Source organism: Paenibacillus phoenicis, assembly GCF_034718895.1.
GTDB lineage: Bacteria > Bacillota > Bacilli > Paenibacillales > Paenibacillaceae > Fontibacillus > Fontibacillus phoenicis.
The window spans coordinates 3,442,732-3,462,569 of the sequence record NZ_JAYERP010000001.1 but is presented as its reverse complement, the minus strand read 5'-3'; the positions used below and the strand labels follow the sequence as shown (position 1 = coordinate 3,462,569).

The window sequence follows — 19,838 nt, the reverse complement described above, 5'->3', positions numbered from 1 at the left end:
TATTTTCGGCCAACGGGCCAAGTTAAACGAAATAAGGTGAATATTTACCGCTATTTCGATGATTGCTAATCGCGAATACGCCTGCTATTCAGAGAAAGCCTCCCATCTGCCTTGGTATCAGGCTTGATGGGGGGCTTTTGCACGTTCTGCGGCGGCCGATTGCTCCAGGCGCAGCGTGTCTCGCCAGCTGCAGTAAGTCGCCCATGGACTGCCGTCGTCCAGGAGTGCCTTGCAGGTGTAAATGCTCTCTTCGATCGAATCGACACGCCCGGCGAGCTCCAGGCGGACCGCCCCGTTCAGCAGCACCTGATTCACGTAAGCCGGGTGCGCCTGGCCTTGCAGCACCTGTTCGGTAACGTGCAGCTGCTGCCGTTCAATACCATTCAACTGCTGCTAACAACCGCTTACTGCTGTTTACTACTGTTTACTACTGTTTACTACCGCTCAACTCCCCATCATTTCTCCCCCAACTGCAAAAGTGCAGTTGATTTCGAGAAAAATCCGCTTTTTTGCGAGATGAAGTGCAAAAGTACAGTTGAGTAAGCGGGTTTTGAGGGGAAATGGGCGTTAGGCGGCCAAGTGAACTGCACTTTTGCATTTCATCCACCGTTACAAGGTACGTTCGACAAGATTCGCCTGCACTTTTGCATTTCGCCATCCAGTTCGCCACGCAGAGAAAAAAAGAGCAGCACGTACAGAAAAAAGTTGCCAATACGCACCAGAAAAAAGGCCAAAAGGAGTGCTTCATCAGCGCGGATCCTTTTGGCCTTTTTACGACATTACGACTCGGCAGCGCTTAACGCCAGCAGCTCGCTGACCGTGACCAGCCGGTATCCGGCGGCTGTCAGTTCCGCGGCCAGGATGCGCACGGCTTCCACGGTTTGGGAACGGTCGTCGAAGCCGTCGTGGAACAGCAGGATGCTGCCCGGGCGAACCTGCTCCCGCGTCTTCTCCACAATGTGCGCCACGCCGGGCATCTCCCAGTCCATCGCCGCGCCGTTGACCGCTCCAATCGCGGGATAACCGAATTCACCGGCGGTGATGGCAGCAACCTCCTCGGAGGCAGCGAGATAAGGCGGGCGGAAGACCTTCGGTTTCGCCCCGGTGACCTGCTGGATCAGCTCCTCCGTCAACTGCAGTTCCCGGCGGCATTCCTCCGGGCTGAGATCGGGCAGGTGCGGGTGCGTGTACGTGTGGTTGCCGATCTCATGGCCTTGCTCGTGGACGGCCTTGGCGGTTTCCGGGCTTTTTTCCATCTGCGTGCCGATCATAAAGAAAGTTGCCTTGCCCTGCACCTCCCGGAAGATTTCCAAAACCTGCGGGGTGTACAGCGGATTGGGGCCGTCGTCGAACGTGAAGGCAATCGCTTTGGCCCGGACGGGAAGCTCGTTGATCACTTGAAAGTCAGCCATTTTCTAACCCATCTCCTTCTTCATCGAGTCCCGCGTACCTTTTAAACACCCGAATAAGCCATGAATCCGCCGTCGACGGGAATCACCGTTCCGGTCACAAATCCGGACGTTTCAGCATCTGCCAGCCACAGCAGCGTACCCAGCAAATCCTCCGGCACGCCGAATCGGCGCATCGGGGTATGGGTGATGATTTTGTTCGAGCGTTCAGTTAACGACCCGTCCGGGTTCGTCAACAAGCTGCGATTCTGCTCAGTCAGGAAAAATCCCGGGGCAATCGAGTTCACGCGAATGCCGGATTCCGCCAGATGCACGGCCAGCCACTGCGTCAGGTTGTTGATCGCCGCTTTTGCCGCGCTGTAGGCAGGAACCTTCGTCATTGGGCTGTACGAGCTCATGGAGGAGATGTTGATGATCGTAGCGCCGGGGCGCCCGATCATGTCTTTGGCGAAGATTTGTGTCGGGATCAACGTCCCCATGAAGTTTAAATCCAGGACGCCGTGCACGCCGGGGATGCTCAGGTCAAAAAAGCTGGTGACCTCTGGATTCGTGACATCTTCCGGCCGAAAAATCTCATTTGTCGTATTGGCGCTGGCATTGTTGCCGCCGGCTCCGTTGATGAGGATATCGCACGGGCCAAATAGCTCCCGCACCGCGGCCTCCGCCGTCTTCACGCTCTCGACATCCGTCACGTCGCAGGCAAATGCCGCAGCCACGCCGCCGTCGGTGCGAATTTGATCCACCACGGCTTCGGCTTTGGCGAGCGTGCGGTTCAAGATCGCCACCTTCGCCCCCTGGCGGCCCAGCTCACGGGCCATCGCCCGGCATAACACCCCGGCGCCGCCGGTAATGACGGCCGTTTTGCCGGCCAATGCAGGATGTACTGGCAAGTTGCTCATCGGTTGCTTCACTCCTTTTTTCACCATAAATAAAGGATGATCCTGGATTAGTTCAATTGGCCGGCTTGCTTGGCATAGGCGTCCCACAAGCCCCACAGATACATGATGCCGAGCGCCCGGTCATACAGGCCGTACCCCGGTCGGCATTCTTCGCCCCAAATGTGGCGGCCGTGGTCAGGACGGGCATACCCCGTGAAACCGGTGTCATAATACGCTTTCACAATGCCGGCAATATCGACGGTGCCGTCCTGAGTCCGATGCGACGTTTCCATAAAATCGCCGTTATCAAACACGCGCACGTTGCGGATATGGGCGAACGGAATCCGGTCATGGAATTCATGGATCATAGCGATGATATCGTTGTCCGGATTAGCCCCAAGCGATCCGCTGCACAAGGTAATTCCGTTGGATGGACTATCGACGAGCTTCAGGAAGCGGCGCAGATTTTCCTGATTCGTGATGATGCGCGGCAACCCAAAGATCGACCACGGCGGATCGTCCGGATGAATAGCCATCTTGATTCCATGCTGCTCAGCCACCGGAACGATTTCCTTCAGGAAATACTCCAGGTTCCGCCACAAATCCTCTTCTGTGACGCCCCGGTACGCCTCAAACAGAGAGGTCAAATGCTCCAGCCGCTCGGGCTCCCAGCCGGGCATCGTCAGCGCGCTGTTTTGGTTGATGACCTTCACCAGCTCAAACGGATCGATATTGTGAATGCGGGCTTTTTCATAAAATAACGCCGTCGAACCGTCCGCCCCCGGCTTATGCAAATCCGTCCGCAGCCAGTCGAAGATTGGCATGAAGTTGTAGCAGATCACCTTGACGCCCACCTTGGCTACTTTCTCGATCGTCCGTTTGTAGTTTTCGATATACTGGTCGCGCGATGGCAAGCCCAGCTTGATGTCCTCATGCACGTTGACGCTTTCCACAACATCGAGGTGAAACCCGTAGCGGTCCGCTTGCCGCTTCACCTCTTCGATTTTGTCCATGGGCCATTCTTCTCCGGCAGGGACGTCGTGCAGCGACCACACGAGGCCCTCGACTCCGGGGATTTGCTTGATCTGATCCAGCGTGACCGTGTCGTTGCCTTCGCCGAACCAACGAAATGTCATACGCATACTTTACCTTCACCGCCTATCTTGTTATTTGGGGTAGAGATGGTTTTTTTAACTTTGCTTAAAATAGTCCGGATACCGCTCCTGCAACACCGGTAAATTGGAGATGCTGAGCTGCAAATGCTCCATCATCAGCCGGTCGGCCCGATGGGCGTCGCGGGCAACCATCGCATCGTACATGGCTTGATGCTGCTCGTAAAGATTTTCCCAATGCGGATCGGTCGTCAGCCACAGCACCCGCGTCCGGTTCAGATGGGCGTTCATCTGTTGGATGACGTCCCAGGTGCCCAGCTTGCGGCAGCCGGCGAACAGAATGCGGTGGAACTCCTCGTCCAGCGCAAACATCGCATGGTTGTCGTGCCGGCGGATGCTGTCCTGTTGGCGGGCCAAGTTGTCGGCCAGCTGGGTCAGCAACGCTTCCGGGAACTGTTCGCAGGCGAGCCGGATCACGGCGCGCTCCAGCTGTTCCCGCATAAACCGCGCTTCCTCCACGAGCTCGGGGTCGATCAGCGATACCCGCGTGCCGCGCTGCGGCAGGACGACCACCAGCCCTTCCTGCGCCAGCCGCACGAAGCTCTCCCGAACCGGGGTGCGGCTCACCTGAAAGGCTAGAGACATCTCTTTTTCAGATAGCGTTGTCCCTGGAGGCAGCTCTAGCGTGACGATCTGCTCCTTCAGCTTGGCATATACCGCGTTGCCCGCCGATCCCGTCTGTGTTAGCCATTTGTCGCTCATCCTTTCACCTCCTTTAGGCCGGGGCCCTGCTCTAGCAGTTGTTCTAGTTCAATCTTGTTCTTGTTCATGCTCTTCTTTGATGCAGTTAATCTACCATACTTGTATGGTAGTATGGAAACCGCTGGTTAGCAAGAGGAAATCGATGCACGCCGCATGTTTCCTTCCGTATAAATTTGCAAACATCGAAAATACAACAATTGCGCGGTTGAGGTAGGAATACCCCTTGATCCAATTTTAGGTGCAGGAATTGATGGACGTCTTTCATGTCTCAAAGCGGACGATTTACTATGATATGGACAAAATCAATCACTGGCTTCGCCAAGGCGGGCTAGCTCCCGTGCAGTATGTGCGCAGCCGGGGCTTCTTGCTCCCCGAATCCTCGCGATCCCAGCTTCCGAGCATGGCCCAATCCATGCAGCCGCAGCAATGAAGCTTACGCGCTGAGCATCCAGTTCGACAGAAAACAGGGCTATTTTATTCAGGGGAATGAGAAAGACATTAGGGCCGCCCTGTCACGCTTCTTGTTCGAGCAACTGCTGTATGCCGACTGGAATCCTTCGTCTCCCACCATCGACGGCCTCATCCACGCGGATTTATTCCGGCGTCACTTTTCAGCGTTCCGGGAAGAGGAGCGGGCCTCCGTATACCGGATAATCGTCTCCACGGAGCAGCGGATTGGCATGGAATGGACGGACGAGACGATTATGCATTTGACCCTGCGCATCTGGTTGTCCGCCAACCGCATGAAGCAAGGTCACACGGTTCAGTTGGATGAAGAGGAGAAGGCGGCCTTACGGGAAACGCTCCAGTTCAAGGCGGCGACGCAAATCGCCGAAGAGCTTGGGGAATTGTTCGGAAGGGGGCCTGCACGATTGGCATCACCTCGCTCCAGTATTCGCAGAGCCAACCGTCTCGGCATGTCAGCGGGAAGCATTTATACGAGGCCGTCGACTTGGCCATCGATAATTATGCTGTGAAGGGCGACACCGTGCTGTCCTATCCGGGAGTGCCGGATCCGTTTGCGCCGACGTCAACGGTGATCGGGGCTGCCGTTCTGAACGGCATCTTTGCCGAGGCGATCGTGATGATGATCGATCAGGGCTATGAGCCTTCCGTATTCTTAAGCGGAAATATCGACGGGGCTGATGAGCGAAACCGACAGTTGATCGCTCGTTACCGCGATCGGATTCCCTTGTTATCCTAATCGAACCGCACAGTGATGGGAGGAGTTGATCCGCCCTTGACTGTGCGGCTTTTTTTTCATGATGGCTCGATTTGGATAAATATAAGCGCGAAATGCACATGGAATTGTGCGGGGGAGCGTGTTACCTTAACGTTGAAATCACGACAAAACCAGCTGTACTCGAGGAGGAGGCGAAGGGATGATGGAGCGTCAAGGGGCTTACTATACGGGAACGTACCGGAACTTGTTGGCCGAATACGGTTATGGGGAAGAGGCGATTCAGCGCCGGTTGGATGAAACGTGGAAGCAGTTATTTGAAGGAGACGAGGAGACGCGTATCTATTACCCTTCCGGCGAGGATATGGGCTATATGTTGGATACCGGCAATCTGGACGTGCGGACGGAGGGAATGTCCTACGGGATGATGATGGCCGTTCAGTACGACCGCCAGGATGTGTTCGACCGGCTTTGGAAATGGGCGAAAACCTATATGTACCTGACTGAAGGGGATAACGCCGGGTACTTTGCCTGGTCCTGTGCGCCGGACGGCAAGCGTCTATCGAACGGGCCGGCGCCGGACGGGGAGGAATATTTTGCACTGGCGCTGCTGTTCGCGTCCCATCGCTGGGGCGACCGGGAGTCGCCATTCGACTACGGCACCCAGGCTCGGGACTTATTGCGCACCTGCCTGCATAAGGGGGAAGACGGAACAGGTTATCCGATGTGGAATCCGGACAACAAGCTGATCAAATTTGTTCCGAACTGTGAGTTTTCCGATCCTTCCTACCATCTTCCTCATTTCTATGAACTGTTTGCGCTGTGGGCTTATCCAGAGGACCGTTCGTTCTGGAAGGAGGCGGCCGAGGCGAGCCGGCAATATTTGCACCTTGCGTGCCACCCGGTCACCGGCCTTGCGCCGGAGTATGCATATTATGATGGAACGCCGAATAATGAGAGGGGGTACGGCCACTTCTTTAGCGATGCGTATCGGGTTGCGGCAAATCTTGGCCTCGACTGGGAATGGTTTGCCGCCGATCCTTGGCAGCGGGAGACTGTGGGCAAGATTCAGGCGTTTTTCGCTGATAAAGAACCGGAGGATTATCGCCGCTACACGATCTCGGGGGAGCCGTTTGAGGAACCGGCTTTGCATCCGGTTGGGTTGCTGGCAACCAACGCGATGGCTTCGCTGGCGGCCGAAGGCCCCCAAGCCAAAGCATGCGTTGAGTTGTTCTGGAACACCCCGGTCCGCACCGGCAAGCGCCGCTATTACGACAATTGTCTGTATTTGTTTGCGCTGTTGGCGCTGAGCGGGAACTACCGGATATGGATGCCGCAGGGTGAGGCGTAAGGCTAAACCAGAACGGTGGCAGTAATGGAGCGGGAGCAGTCGATCTAGCGGACTCCAGTGCCTTTATTTCCCCTGATCCGTGGGGAATCGGGTTCTAACGGACTGAGATGACGTTATTGGGGCAAATCTCTGTCCTACACCATCGTGTTGTGGCAAATAAGGGCTGGAGTGTCCGTTAAATCGGGAAATGGTCGGGAAATAGAGAAATAACGTCATTTCGGTCCGTTACAGTAAGTACAAAAAGCGAGCCCGGAATTCCTTCCCTGGCTCGCTTCAAAAGTGACGATCAGCCCTTCACCGCGCCGGCCGTGAGGCCGCTGACGATGTATTTTTGGCCGAACAGATAGAGAATGAATACCGGAAGCGAAGTCAGCACGAGGTTGGCGAAGATCAGGTTCCACTCCCGGCTGTACTTGCCGTAGAAATTGTAGATCGACAGCGGCATCGTCCAGGTCGAGCTGTCGGTTAGGAAGTACAGCGGAATCGTGATGTCGTTCCACACCGACATGAACACCATGATCGCAACGGTGGCGTTGACCGGGAGGATGAGCGGCGTTACGATCCGGAAGAATACGCCAAGCACGTTGGCGCCTTCCAGGAACGCCACTTCATCGAGCGCTTTTGGGATCGTCTTAATGAACCCGCTGTACAGAAACACGCTAAAGGCGGTATTCAGCGAAGCGTAGATCAGAATAACGCTGGTGATGCTGCCATAGAAGCCCAGCGCCTGCACGATCCGGATGGTCGTGATCGTCGACATCGGGGCGATCAGGCCCATAAAGAAATACATGTACAGCGTATTGGCGAGTTTCGTCTCGCGCCGCGCCAGAATAAAGGAGGCGGCCGAGGAAGCCACGATGTTGATGATCGAGGAAATGCCGGTAATCAACACGCTGTTCCAGAACGCCCGGGCGAGCCCGCCTTCTTCAAAAACGCGCACGTAGTTGGAGAACATCCACTTTTCGGGCAGTTTAAGCGAGAAGTCCAGCACTTCGGCGCTCGTCTTAAAGGAACCAAAGATCATGATTAACACCGGCAAAAGAATCAGCAATGAAGCCAGCAGCAGAAGGCCTTCGACAATATAGTTACGAATGGCGAGTTTGCGTGTAAATCCCATTATTCGGTGACCTCCCTACGCCGCATGAAGATGAGCAGCGGGATGGCAATGATCGTGACCGCTATGAATAACAGCGTATTGATGGCGGTACCCAGCCCCCAGCTTCCTTCGCCGAAGGACCGCAAGATGATCGTACCGACAACTTGAGAAGCATTGCCCGGCCCTCCGCCTGTCAAGACGAAGACCTCTGAGAAGACCTTCAGACCGCCGATCAGCGTGAGCATGAGGTTAATATTAATCGCTGGCAGCAGGAGCGGCAGCGTGATATTCGTGAACTTTTTCCAGGAGCCGGCCCCGTCGATGGTGGCCGCTTCGTAATAATCCTGGGAAATGGATTGCAGTCCAGCCAAGTAAATCGCCATCTGAAAGCCGGCATGCTGCCAGATCGAGATGACGGCAATGGTCCAAATGACGAGATGCGGATTGGTGAGCCAAGCTTGGCTTAACGCGTGCAGCCCAACCGCATCGAACATCCGGTTGATCGCGCCTTCCGTGCGCAAGATCGGTGTAAACACGATCCCGATGACCAGGATACTCAGGATGGACGGGGAATAAAAAATTGCCCGCAGCAAGTTCCGCGTCTTGAGCCGCATATTGAGTGCCACCGCTAGGGCGATCCCAATCAGGTTTTTCCCGACCACGGTGACGACGGCGAAGATCAGGGTATTTTTGAGTGCGAGGAGCAGCGTTTTATCGGAGAAGATCTTTTGGAAGTTCTCCCATCCGATGAATTTGATCGTCAGGCGATCCAGCCGCCAATCGGTAAAGGAATAATAAAAGCCCGTAAACGCCGGGATGACAAAAAAGATCGTATAAATGAGTAACGCAGGTAATACGAGATAATAGGAATATAGATTTTTAACCGATGCTTTTGATTTCATGTTCTCCACCCCACTATGGACTGGGGCAGCATAACCCCCGGACGGGACTTATGCTGCCTGCCATTCTTCCGATTTAGAAACCGGGGATTTCTTTATCTGCCATCAGTTGACTAAACTTCTCGTCCCAAGCCTTCAGCACTTCTTCCGGGGTTAATCCGCCGGCGAATTGGTCTTGGAGCAGCCGATAAAGCTCGCTGCGGTCAACCAGCATGTAGGCGTCGGTGGTCAATACGGTTTTCTTCGGCGTGATGTAGTTATCGACGATTTCTTGCTTGTAATCCGGCAATTCTGGCGTAGTGACATCGCTCAGGTTGGACACGTACCCTTTGGAATCGACGATTTTTTGGGCGATTTCTTTCGAGCCTAAGAAGTTCAGGAATTCTTTGGCTTCCGCCAAGTGCTTGGCTTTCTTCGGAATGAACAGCTGACCGCCCAGCGGGCTGGCACCCAGGCTTGCATCTTCCTCGGAAGGGATCGGGAAGACGCCAAGACGCATGTTCGGATCCTGCTTGAGCACGCCTTCGATCAGCCAGTCGCCCATGAACATCATGGCAACTTCCTTGTTCAGGAATTTACCCACCGCCATATCGTAGCTGTCGCTCAGAACGTCGGCGTTGGTGTAACCTTGCTTATACACCTCGTACTGCTGCTGCAGGAACGTTTGGAATTCTGGGATGTCGGACCATTTTTTCTTATTGCTGTTCAGGTCGTCGAAGAAGGTTGGATCGTTCTTGGCTACGAAGTTCGCAAAAGCGGCAGCCGGCCAAATATTCGCGGCCCAGTTGTCCTTGTACGGCATAAATACTGGAGTAACTCCGCTGGCTTTGATCTTCTCACAGACAGCGAGGAACTCTTCAAAGTTCTTCGGAATGGACAGGCCCAGGTCGTCAAAGATGTCTTTGTTGTACACAACGCCTTGCATCCCTGTATCTTGGCTGACATGGAAGCTGTAAATATGCCCGTAAGCGGAAAGGACGTCTTTGTTCAAAATCCGGCTGGCCCAAGGCTCGTTATCAAGAATCTCAAAGTTGCGCTCTAGATTTAGGTCCGTGGTTGCGCTGGCCAGATTGTATTGAATGATGTCCGGCGTTTCTTCAACGGCCAGCTTCGTTTGCAGGACGGTTGTCGTTTGCTCGGCTGGGATCAGCTGCAAATTAACTTTGATGTTCGTCTGCTTCTCAAATTCGTCGAGGATATCTTGTTGGATAAAGGCGGAGTCCTGCGAGCTCTTAGAGATGGCTAACTCGATGGTGACTTTGTCGCCCTTGGCGGCACCGCTGTTATTGCCGTCTTGTGCTGCGTTGTTGGACTTGGCGCCTCCGGATCCGCAGGCTGCGAGCGATAGCGCCAGCAAACCCGCGATGACTGCGATGGTTGTTCTTTTCAGTGCGTAATTCAAGGCAAATCCCCCTCTGTTTGATATGTCTTTGAATGCGCTTGCAACTTGATTATAGATTTCTGGGAGTCTAAGGTACATGTCTGAGGGTGACTGATGAGGTGTAAAATTGTGAACTTGTAACCGTTGTCATGACGTGAAGCGAAGTGGTACAGTTAAACCATCCTAATGCAACCTGGCCATAGCCAAAGGAGGCCCAAGCCAACGTCATGAAACCTTTCTTCCTCCGCAGAAGTCAGCTTAGCCTGCAAAATAAAGTCTTTTTAACTTTTGTGGCTTTGCTTCTGTTTATACTTGGTTGCTTTATCGTCTACGTGAATCTGGTCGTCATCAAACCGCTGAAGGAGAAAACGGTGGAGGCCAAGCTGGCGGCGGCGACCAAGGTGAGCCAGCAGCTCGACGACTATGTGGACAGCCAAAACCAACTGTCACAGCGGATCCTATCCAGCAAGGACCTCTTCTCGATCCTGGAGAGAGGTTATCAAACCGACGTCAATCTCGAACGGCTGAATCAAAGCCGCAGGCTGAAGGATCTGATGTTTCAGGCCATCGGCCCCAGAATGAGTATCAAGGATATGGTGATTTACGACAAGGCCGGCCGCAAGATCGTGTCCTATATTGAGTTACAAGGGGACGCGGCCTCTTTCGAGAGCTATCTGAAGAAGAGCCTCATCGACGGAAGCTGGAGCGGCAGCGGATATATCCTGGAACGGCAGGGAGAGGCCGTTTCGTTTATTCGTTCAATTAATAATCAGAACGGCACCGTATTCGGATATCTGAGCATCCTGTTGGACAATGCGTTCTTGCAAAGAATTTCGCAAGGCGTGGGCAGCGGCCAGGTGTACATTTTGGACCGGAATGGTGAGCCGGTGGTCGGTTCCATCCCCGACGAGGAGCTTGCCGAGCTGACCGCACGAAATCCAGTTGACGGTGTGTATGTGGACGATCACGGGAACTATGTAGCTTACGCCCGGTCGGAAAGCACCGGGTGGACAACCTATCTGGTGACACCCAAGCAGGATGTGCTGGGGCCCGTCAACTCGGTGAAATACTTGTCCATTCTGCTGATTACGTCGTTGATGCTGTTGTCTTTCGTATATATTTATTTTTCTACGCGAAATCTGCTGTTGCCGATCCGGAAGCTGCGCAGCCAGATTTGGCGGATCAGCTATAGCAATATGAATCTCAAATGGGACAACCCTACGCAAAATAACGATTTAATTCTATTAAACGAGGCCTTTCAGGATTTGATGGAACGGCTGCAAGAATCGATTGAACGGGAGAAAATCGCCCTGCACGAGGAGGTCAAGGCGCGAAACTCCGCGCTCCAGGCCCAAATTGCACCGCATTTTATCCATAACGTGCTGTATTTGATCAGCATCGCGGCCCAGGAGGGCAAGACCGATGTCGTCACCGATATGTGCAAGCACTTATCGGACAGCTTGCGTTACATCGTATCTTCACCATACGCGCATGTCACCTTAGCCGACGAGCTGGAGCATACCCGGCACTACTTGTCCCTCGTCCAGCAAAAGTACGAAGACGATCTCGTTTGGGAGATCCATGCGGACGAATCGGCGCGGAACGTACAGCTGCCACGGCTGGTGCTCCAGCCCTTCGTGGAGAACTGCATCGAGCATGCCTTCACCCACAGCGACCCGCCTTGGCGGATCGAGATTACGGTGAAGCAGTTCAACGGGTTATGGGCGGTGGAGATTAAGGATAACGGAGACGGGTTTCCGCCCGGGAAGATCAATGAAATCATGGACAACCTGCGGAAGAGCGAAGCTGCTGCCGGAGAGGGGGACGAACGGCCCGCCTCGATCGGCAACATGGGCATCGTGAACAGCGTAGGCCGACTGAAGTTAATGTACCAGAACCGGCTGTTCTTCAATCTGTTTAACCATGCGGATGGGGAAAAGGGCGCCACGGTTCAGATCATCGGTTCGTTAACGAAGGACTTCTACTGAACGAGGAGGGCACAGCATGTACAACGTCATGATCGTGGAAGACAGCAAGCCGATCTTGCGGAACATTCGAACGCTCCTGGGTTCCCTGGAGCTTCCGTTTCAGGTGACGGCCACGGCGGCCAACGGAGAGGAAGCGTTGGAGCTCGTCCGGCAGCAGCCGGTGGACTTGGTGCTGACCGATATCCGCATGCCGAAGCTGGACGGCCTCGCGTTCATTGAACAGGCGAAGCAGATCCGCCCGCAGCTGTTATTTATTTTGATCAGCGGATACAACGATTTCGAATACACGCGCAAAGCGATTAATTTGCAGGTGTTTGACTATTTGCTCAAGCCCGTCGAACGCAAGCAGCTGTCGGAAGTGATGGAACGGGCGCTTGAGCGCCTCCGCAGCCGGATTCCCAGTGAAGCGGAGCTATTCCAGGAAATTGTAGCTCCGGAGGTTTACGAGGAACTGCAGCTCGGGGACCAATTCCGTCATTACGGAAAGCTGTTGATCCTCATCCGGAGGCAGCCGTTTGCCGGCGTGCGGGAGCTTTGGCGTGCGGATGAGCTTCAGCGCAGATTGGATGCTTTATTTGCTCCGCAGCTGTGCTGGGTGTTCCCGACTCAAGTGCCCGGTCAATTTCTTGCTTTGGTGCCAAAAACCGTGGTGGACTCGTATTCCTCGGTGTATGAATGCCTTGAGTTCGTCCGCAAAGCGTTGGAGGCGGCTGGGCTTGCGGCGACGATTGGCGGACAGCTGCAGTCCGGGGACCCAGATCGGCTGCCTGAGCTGTATCACCGCATGTCAGGCATTTTGGACGAACGGCAGCCTATTCACCAGGGAATCGTGATGGATACGGAGATTACCCATGCGTTGGGCAAACCGGGGGGATCCGAATTGGATCGGGCGACCGCGGCAGCCTTTACCGAGCTCATTCTGGGGCGGAGGAAGGAGCAGTTCTTGTTGAAGCTGAATGAACTGCTGACCAAATGGTCCGGCGACAACATTCGGCTGGCGGAACTGGAACGGTTCGTCGCGCTCTTGGCCGATGCCTTCTCGCAAGCGGGAGGCGATCAGGAGACCGGGCATCGGCTGGAGCTCGAGGCTTCCTCCCGCCGTTTGCTTGAAGCCGACAGCTTTGAGAGGTTTGGTGAGAACCTGCTGGAATGGGCCAAGCAATCCTTCGAGTGGCTGCAGGCGTTGAACCGGAAAAGCGGGGAGGAGCTGTTTCGGCAAATCGAGGAATACGTCAAGCTCAACCTGTACTCGTATCTTTCGCTCGCCGATGTGGCGCAGAAATTTCACGTCAGCCCCTCGTACGTCAGCCGGGTCATGAAGAGATATGCTCAAAGCACGTTCGTGCAGTATTATACCGGCCTAAAAATCAAAGAGGCCTGCAGGCTGATCGCCTGCAAGCCGGAAATGCGAATTAAAGAAGTGTCTGACGCCTTATCGTTCAGCGATCAGCACTATTTCTCCAAAGTCTTTAAGGAGTACACGGGATACAGTCCGTCGGATTACAAGGAGCGTTGTCCTCCGAACAGCTCTGACAGCAGTTCGTAAGAACGCAAACGGGCCTTGTGGTCATAGATCTGGGCCGCGACGATGATCTCGTCGGCATCGGTCTCCGCCAGCAAGTGCTCCAGCCGGTTCCGCACCGTCTCCGGTGAGCCGATTGCCGAATAGCTGAGCTGGCGTTCAACCACCGCTTGCTCCTGCGGCGTCCAATCGAGCTGATCCACCGGCGGGTTAAGCTGTGAGGTACGCCGGCGGATCAGGTTCAAGAACTGCTGGTGCTGGGAGGTCGCCAGACGGCGGGCCTCCGCATCGGTATCGGCGACGATCACGTTCACGCCGATCATCGCGTAAGGCTTCGCCAGTTCCGCCGACGGGCGGAAGTGCGTGCGGTACAGATCAAGCGCCGGGAGCAAGTAGTCCGGCGCGAAATGGCTGGCGAAGGCGAACGGCAGACCGAGCTGGGCGGACAGCTGCGCGCTGAAGCCGCTGGAGCCGAGCAGCCAGATCGGGATGTGTAGGCCTTCGCCGGGAATCGCGCGCACGCGCATCGATGAGCCGGAGACGGGCTGGAAGTAATTCCGCAGCTCCGCAAGCCGCTCCGGAAAATCCTGCCCGTCACTGCCCGGCCCGCGCCGCAGCGCGTGCGAGGTCAGCGGGTCGGAGCCGGGCGCCCGACCGAGGCCGAGATCGATCCGCCCCGGGTACAGCGACTCCAGCGTGCCGAATTGCTCAGCGATGACGAGCGGCGCATGGTTTGGCAGCATGATGCCGCCGGATCCAACGCGGATCTTCTTGGTGCCGCCGGCGATGTGACCGATCACGACGGAGGTCGCCGAGCTGGCAATGCCGGGCATGCCGTGATGCTCCGCAAGCCAATAGCGGTGATAACCCCAGTTTTCGGCATGCTGGGCGAGGTCCAGCGAATTGCGCAGCGATTCGGCCGCGGTGCTGCCGGCGGTAATCGGCGCGAGGTCGAGAATCGAGACCGGAATATGGGATAAACGATGCGATGAATCGTTGGTTGTTCTTGAATCAGGCATAAAATCTAGCCTCCTTAGGCAGGAATGAAATGCAAAAACCTAATTTCTATTATAATCGAATTTAAAGAAATGAGCGAAAAAACAATAATCAAATCGATAACAGTTTTGAACGGGAGGAAATTATGAGCGAACGTCCAATGATCACGAATCCGATTTTACGCGGCTTTAACCCCGATCCCTCGATCTTGCGGGTCGGAGATGACTACTATATTGCGACTTCTACCTTCGAGTGGTTCCCGGGTGTGCAGATTCATCATTCTCGGGATCTCGTGCACTGGCAGCTCATCGGTCACCCGTTGACAAGGGTGTCTCAGCTGGACATGCTGGGCAACCCCGGCTCCTGCGGGGTATGGGCCCCCTGCCTCAGCTATGATAACGGCTTGTTCTATCTGATCTATACCGATGTCAAAAGCCGCCACGGCGCATTCAAGGACACTCCAAACTTTCTGGTCACCGCCCCGGATATCCGCGGCCCCTGGTCGGATCCGATCTATCTGAACAGCAGCGGCTTCGACCCTTCCTTGTTCCATGATGACGACGGGCGCAAATGGCTGGTCAACATGCTGTGGGATCACCGGAAAGGGAAGAACCGGTTTGCCGGGATCGTGCTTCAAGAATATGATCCGAAGCAGCAGAAGTTGGTGGGTCCGGTGAAAAATATTTTCCAAGGCACCGAGCTTAGGTTAACCGAAGGCCCGCATTTGTATAAAAGAAACGGCTACTACTACCTGCTTACCGCAGAAGGCGGCACGTATTACGATCATGCGGTCACAATGGCCCGGTCGCGGACGATCGACGGACCGTATGAAGTGGACCCAACCAATCCGATCCTCACCTCGTCGGGCAAACCGCACCTGGAGCTGCAAAAGGCGGGACATGGCTCGCTGGTCGAGACGCAAACGGGCGAGTGGTACATGGTGCACCTGACCGGGCGGCCAACGAAGGACATCTACTGCACGCTCGGTCGGGAAACGGCGATCCAGCGCGGCTTCTGGACGGAAGACGGCTGGTTCCGGTTAGAAACCGGCGGGAATGAGCCGCAGGTGAAGGTGCCCGCTCCCGCTTTACCGCCGCACCCGTTTGAGCCGGAGCCGGAACGGGATGATTTCGAGGCGGTGACGCTGGGGGTGCATTGGAGCACGCTGCGCGTTCCGGCCACGGAGGATTGGCTGACGCTCCGCGAGCGCCCTGGCTTCCTGCGCTTGTATGGCCGTGAGTCGATGAACTCGCTGTTCCGGCAGAGTCTGGTGGCGCGGCGGCAGCAATCGTTCCATTGCCTGGCGGAGACGGTGGTGGAGTTCGAGCCGGAGACGTTCCAGCAGATGGCCGGCCTGACCGTGTTTTACGATACGAACGATCATGTGTATTTGCGGATTTCCCGAGATGAGACGAAAGGCAAGAGCCTGAATTTGATCCAGACAAAATATGGCGTCTACGACGAGCTGCTGGCGGAAGACATCTCGATCGAAGGGGCTTCGCGCTGCTGGCTGCGGGTGGTCATCGAACGCGAGCTGGCACGCTTCTACTACAGCCTGGACGGGGAAACCTGGCATGCCGTAGGCGAAGCCGTTGACGTTAGCCACCTATCCGACGATCCCGCAGAGAAAGTGCGCTTCACCGGCACCTTCCTTGGCGTCTGCGCCCAGGACCTCAGCGGGATGCGCAAGCCTGCCGATTTCGACTATTTTATTTATAAGGAGCTTGATTCATTCTCAATGTGAAGGGGGGAGTAAGAGGGTGTATTTAAGAGAGGTAACGCTTTTGAAGGAGAAAATGCCCTCCTTCCACCAGTACCCTTTCTCGCTCCCGCTGGTCCGGAAGATGAATAAGCTTCATCTCCGCCGTCCGGTCACCTTTTTTGTCGGGGAGAACGGTTCGGGGAAATCCACGTTACTGGAGGGGATTGCCTACCAATGCGGGTTTAATCCAGCCGGGGGCGGGAGAAACAACGTCTACGAGGTGGACCGATCGGAATCGGCGCTTGGCGACTATCTGCGTCTCTCATGGAACCCGAAAGTGACGAACGGCTTCTTTCTGCGGGCGGAATCGTTTTATTCATTTGCCTCGCATATCGATGATGTCGCAGCAACGCGGGCCTACGGCGGGGTGTCCTTACACAGTCAATCGCATGGCGAGTCGTTCCTCAGCTTGTTCAAGTATCGATTTGGCAGCCGGGGCATTTATCTGTTGGACGAACCGGAGGCCGCCTTGTCCCCGGCCCGGCAGTTGTCATTACTGCGGATCATCCACGACTTATCGGATCGTGCCCAGTTCATCATAGCTCCCCATTCGCCGATTCTGATGGGTTATCCGGACGCGGACATCCTGAATTTCGATGGCGATCAGCTGGGGCGGATCCGTTACGAGGATACGGATCACTACCAAATTACGCGTCGTTTCCTCGAAAACCGGAACAGCGTGCTTCACACGTTGTTTGAGGATGAAGACGAGGACGAGGGGGACTTGGTTTAGGCAAATGAAGAAGACATCTCATATTGTTGAGTTATCTACGTGTTACAAAGTCATGTCAGTCCCGGTGCGGGTTTGCTGTTGCGGTGAGCGAGTGCTGTCACGTGAGCAAGCCACTGTAGCCTGAGCGAGTCGATATCGCGGTGAGTGGGCCGCTGACTCGGTGAGGGAACTCGTGTGCGTTGATGGGCTCCGGCGAACACCGTTGAGGCGAACCTGCGCTCTAACGCTTGCCAGCAACGCTATTGGGCCCAAAACGGGGGCATTGAGAATCTAACGCTTATGAGAGAGCTTATTTGCCCGTTTCCCCCTCGAAACGGGGCCTTTTGGCGCAAATAAGCTCGTTGGCAAGCGCTAGAAATGAAATCCCCCTCATTTGGCGCAAATAAGCGCTGTGGCAAGCGTTAGCCGGAGCTGCACACGTCGCCTGGTGGGTTAGTAGCAGGTAAGCGCAGTTAGGCGCAACAGCGAACCTGCGCTCTAACGCTTGCCAGCAACGCTATTGGGCCCAAAACGGGGGCGTTGAGAATCTAACGCTTATGAGAGAGCTTATTTGCCGGTTTCCCCCTCGAAACGGGGCCTTTTGGCGCAAATAAGCTCGTTGGCAAGCGTTAGAAATGAAATCCCCCTCATTTGGCGCAAATAAGCGCTGTAGCAAGCGTTAGCCGGAGCTGCACACGTCGCCTGGTGGGTTCGTAGCAGGTAAGCGCAGTTAGGCGCAACAGCGAACCTGCGCTCTAACGCTTGCCAGCAACGCTATTGGGCCCAAAACGGGGGCGTTGAGAATCTAACGCTTATGAGGGGGCTTTCGCCGGAATTTCGGGTTTTCGCCGAATATAACTGTACTTTTGACACTTTTGCAGTTATTGTCTAAGCGCGCAAACAGCCCCCGATCCATTGGACCAGGGGCTGTATTCATTACCCTTTCACCGCGCCGGCGACAACGCCTTTGACGATGTATTTTTGCAGGAAGATAAAGACGATGATCGAAGGCAGTACCGCCATCACCATAGCGGTCATCGCATATTGCCAGTCGGAGGTGTATTGTCCGACGAAGGTGTATGCGGCCAGCGTCAGCGTTTTGGTTGCCGGCGAGCCGTTAACCATCAGCAATGGGAGCAGGAAGTCGTTCCAGATCCACATTACGTCGATGATGATGATCGTAGTGGTGACCGATTTCAGCAGCGGGAAGATGACGCTGAAGAATAACCGGAAGCCGGAGGCGCCGTCGATCGTAGCGCTTTCGTCGATTTCCTTCGGAATCCCCTTCACGAAGCCGTGGTAGATGAACAGGGCCAGCGGAGCGCCGAAGCCCCAGTACAGAATACCAAGTCCCCACGTGCTGTCGGAGAGATGGAGGTTCTTCGCCATCTGCAGCACCGTCAGCATGATCGATTGGAACGGAATCAGCATCGGCATGATGCAGATAAAGTAGATGATCGAGCTGGCTTTGGATTTCGTGCGGGCCAGCTTGTACGCGGCGATGGACGAGATCAACACGATCCCGGCCAAGCCGAGGATGGTCACCACCGCATTATTCAGGAACAGCCGCGGGTAGTTGATAAACTCCCATACATAGCTGTAGTTTTCGAAAGCCAGCTTCTTCGGCAAGGCGATGACGTCGGTCATGACCTCGGAGAAGCTCTTCAGCGAGTTGATGATCGTCAGGAACAACGGATACAGGAACAGGATTGAGAGCAGCACCATCACGATTTCCAGGATGATGCGGCCAGCCGTATTCTTTTTCATTACGCCTCAACCTCCCTGCGTTTGAAGATCGTCAGCTGAATCGCTGTAATCATCAGCACGGCGACGAACAGGATCAGCGCTTTCGCTGTACCATAGCCGTACAGGTTGTTCTGGAACGTATCGCGGTAAATGTCGTACGCCACACTGTACGTCGTGCCGCCAGGGCCGCCGCCGGTCAAGGACAGGATGACGTCAAATACCTTAATCGAGTTGGTCAACGCCATAAAGACGGAGATCGTAATCGATGGTGCAAGCAGCGGCAGCGTCACGTTAAAGAATCTGCGGAATGGGCCCGCGCCGTCCACGGTTGCTGCTTCCTTCAAGTCATCTGGAACCGATTGCAAACCTGCAATGTAAATGACCATGTAAAAACCAATCGATTGCCAGATGGAGACAAACAATATCGAAATGAAGGCGAGTCCGGGTTCCCCCAGCCAGCTTAGCGAGAATATGCCCCATCCGGTGCTTTCGCCAAGGGACTCAAAGCCTTGCATAAAAATGAACTTCCAGATAAAGCCGACAATCACCAAGCTGAGAATGTACGGAATAAAGAAGGCGGCTCTCAGCCAGTTGGTCGTCTTCAGCTTCATATCCAGCACCAGCGCCAGCAAAATCGCCAGTACATTGATGATTACGATATACAGAATCGCGTATTTAATCGTAAACCAGGCGGCCTGCGAGAAGTTCGCGTCGCCCATGAAAATTTGCTTGAAATTGTCCAGTCCGATAAATTTCGGATGCTTGGATATCCCGTTCCACTTGGTCAGGGAATAACGGATCGTCATGACAAACGGATAATAGAAGACCGCGATGATGGCAATTAGAATCGGCAGGGTAAATGCGCCAAACTCTAATTTCTCGTCCCGTTTTCTCCCTAGTTTGAACATAATGGCACCTCTTTTTCGTGACGTATTGGTTTAAACAGCGGTGTTACCGTCTCCCCTATACACTTGGGCTTTTTCGACTATAATGATTATAAAACAGCGGTTTTGCCGTCAAAATGGATTTAAGAAAACAGTTAAG

17 protein-coding genes and 1 pseudogene are annotated in these 19,838 nt (G+C 54.8%); 7 read left to right on the top strand and 11 right to left on the bottom strand.

Annotated elements, in window-relative coordinates; all coding sequences use genetic code 11:
- Window positions 1-117: 117 nt before the first annotated feature.
- The 5 genes from U9M73_RS16425 to U9M73_RS16405 form a co-directional block, all read right to left on the bottom strand.
- Window positions 118-387 (bottom strand): hypothetical protein, encoded by a 270-nt coding sequence (locus U9M73_RS16425; protein WP_407673949.1) that lies wholly within the window; start codon window positions 385-387, stop codon window positions 118-120.
- 392 nt (window positions 388-779) lie between these two features.
- On the bottom strand, window positions 780-1,412 hold the full coding sequence (locus U9M73_RS16420; RefSeq protein WP_323078096.1) for a polysaccharide deacetylase family protein: 633 nt from the start codon (window positions 1,410-1,412) through the stop codon (window positions 780-782).
- A 41-nt stretch (window positions 1,413-1,453) separates the two neighbouring features.
- Window positions 1,454-2,308 (bottom strand): SDR family oxidoreductase, encoded by an 855-nt coding sequence (locus tag U9M73_RS16415; RefSeq protein WP_323078094.1) that lies wholly within the window; start codon window positions 2,306-2,308, stop codon window positions 1,454-1,456.
- Between the two features lie 47 nt (window positions 2,309-2,355).
- Complete coding sequence (gene uxuA / locus U9M73_RS16410; RefSeq protein WP_260070196.1) at window positions 2,356-3,429, bottom strand: mannonate dehydratase; 1,074 nt, start codon at window positions 3,427-3,429, stop codon at window positions 2,356-2,358.
- 48 nt (window positions 3,430-3,477) lie between these two features.
- Complete coding sequence (locus tag U9M73_RS16405; protein WP_260070197.1) at window positions 3,478-4,161, bottom strand: GntR family transcriptional regulator; 684 nt, start codon at window positions 4,159-4,161, stop codon at window positions 3,478-3,480.
- Between the two features lie 250 nt (window positions 4,162-4,411).
- On the opposite strand from U9M73_RS16405, the gene U9M73_RS16400 reads away from it, so the two are divergent.
- The 3 genes and pseudogenes from U9M73_RS16400 (at window position 4,412) to U9M73_RS16390 (ending at window position 6,692) form a co-directional block, all read left to right on the top strand.
- Window positions 4,412-4,591: a hypothetical protein gene (locus U9M73_RS16400; protein ID WP_260070198.1), complete on the top strand. Its 180-nt coding sequence runs from the start codon at window positions 4,412-4,414 to the stop codon at window positions 4,589-4,591.
- 426 nt (window positions 4,592-5,017) lie between these two features.
- Window positions 5,018-5,365 (top strand): annotated as a pseudogene (locus U9M73_RS16395) (sugar isomerase domain-containing protein); the annotation flags it as partial.
- 178 nt (window positions 5,366-5,543) lie between these two features.
- Window positions 5,544-6,692 (top strand): family 8 glycosyl hydrolase, encoded by a 1,149-nt coding sequence (locus U9M73_RS16390; RefSeq protein ID WP_323078090.1) that lies wholly within the window; start codon window positions 5,544-5,546, stop codon window positions 6,690-6,692.
- 286 nt (window positions 6,693-6,978) lie between these two features.
- On the opposite strand, the gene U9M73_RS16385 is transcribed toward U9M73_RS16390, so the two are convergent.
- The 3 genes from U9M73_RS16385 to U9M73_RS16375 all read right to left on the bottom strand — a co-directional run bounded on the left by U9M73_RS16385 (window position 6,979) and on the right by U9M73_RS16375 (window position 10,089).
- Window positions 6,979-7,809, bottom strand: a complete 831-nt coding sequence (locus U9M73_RS16385; RefSeq protein ID WP_009223597.1) for a carbohydrate ABC transporter permease — start codon at window positions 7,807-7,809, stop codon at window positions 6,979-6,981.
- Window positions 7,809-8,690 (bottom strand): carbohydrate ABC transporter permease, encoded by an 882-nt coding sequence (locus tag U9M73_RS16380; protein WP_009223598.1) that lies wholly within the window; start codon window positions 8,688-8,690, stop codon window positions 7,809-7,811. Before U9M73_RS16380 ends, U9M73_RS16385 begins: the two co-directional genes overlap by 1 nt.
- Before the next feature lie 73 nt (window positions 8,691-8,763).
- Window positions 8,764-10,089, bottom strand: coding sequence for an ABC transporter substrate-binding protein (locus tag U9M73_RS16375; RefSeq protein WP_323078089.1), 1,326 nt, complete (start codon window positions 10,087-10,089; stop codon window positions 8,764-8,766).
- Window positions 10,090-10,295: 206 nt separating this feature from the next.
- Here U9M73_RS16375 and U9M73_RS16370 point away from each other — a divergent pair, with 206 nt between their 5' ends.
- Both U9M73_RS16370 and U9M73_RS16365 read left to right on the top strand, forming a co-directional pair.
- On the top strand, window positions 10,296-12,056 hold the full coding sequence (locus tag U9M73_RS16370) for a sensor histidine kinase (RefSeq protein ID WP_323078088.1): 1,761 nt from the start codon (window positions 10,296-10,298) through the stop codon (window positions 12,054-12,056).
- Between the two features lie 16 nt (window positions 12,057-12,072).
- Complete coding sequence (locus tag U9M73_RS16365) at window positions 12,073-13,602, top strand: response regulator transcription factor (protein WP_323078086.1); 1,530 nt, start codon at window positions 12,073-12,075, stop codon at window positions 13,600-13,602.
- Here the strand turns inward: U9M73_RS16365 and U9M73_RS16360 are convergent.
- A complete protein-coding gene (locus U9M73_RS16360) occupies window positions 13,557-14,597 on the bottom strand; it encodes an LLM class flavin-dependent oxidoreductase (RefSeq protein ID WP_009223602.1) in 1,041 nt (346 codons plus the stop codon). The genes U9M73_RS16365 and U9M73_RS16360 overlap by 46 nt on opposite strands.
- Window positions 14,598-14,719: 122 nt before the next feature.
- Here U9M73_RS16360 and U9M73_RS16355 point away from each other — a divergent pair, with 122 nt between their 5' ends.
- On the top strand, window positions 14,720-16,318 hold the full coding sequence (locus U9M73_RS16355; RefSeq protein WP_232282226.1) for a glycoside hydrolase family 43 protein: 1,599 nt from the start codon (window positions 14,720-14,722) through the stop codon (window positions 16,316-16,318).
- Between the two features lie 16 nt (window positions 16,319-16,334).
- On the top strand, window positions 16,335-17,069 hold the full coding sequence (locus tag U9M73_RS16350) for an AAA family ATPase (protein ID WP_323078085.1): 735 nt from the start codon (window positions 16,335-16,337) through the stop codon (window positions 17,067-17,069).
- 915 nt (window positions 17,070-17,984) lie between these two features.
- On the opposite strand, the gene U9M73_RS16345 is transcribed toward U9M73_RS16350, so the two are convergent.
- The gene (locus U9M73_RS16345) at window positions 17,985-18,815 is read right to left on the bottom strand and encodes a carbohydrate ABC transporter permease (protein WP_009223605.1); all 831 of its coding nucleotides are present in this window, start codon (window positions 18,813-18,815) and stop codon (window positions 17,985-17,987) included.
- Window positions 18,815-19,702, bottom strand: coding sequence for a carbohydrate ABC transporter permease (locus tag U9M73_RS16340; RefSeq protein WP_009223606.1), 888 nt, complete (start codon window positions 19,700-19,702; stop codon window positions 18,815-18,817). The genes U9M73_RS16345 and U9M73_RS16340 overlap by 1 nt, the downstream gene beginning before the upstream one ends.
- Window positions 19,703-19,838: the final 136 nt, after the last annotated feature.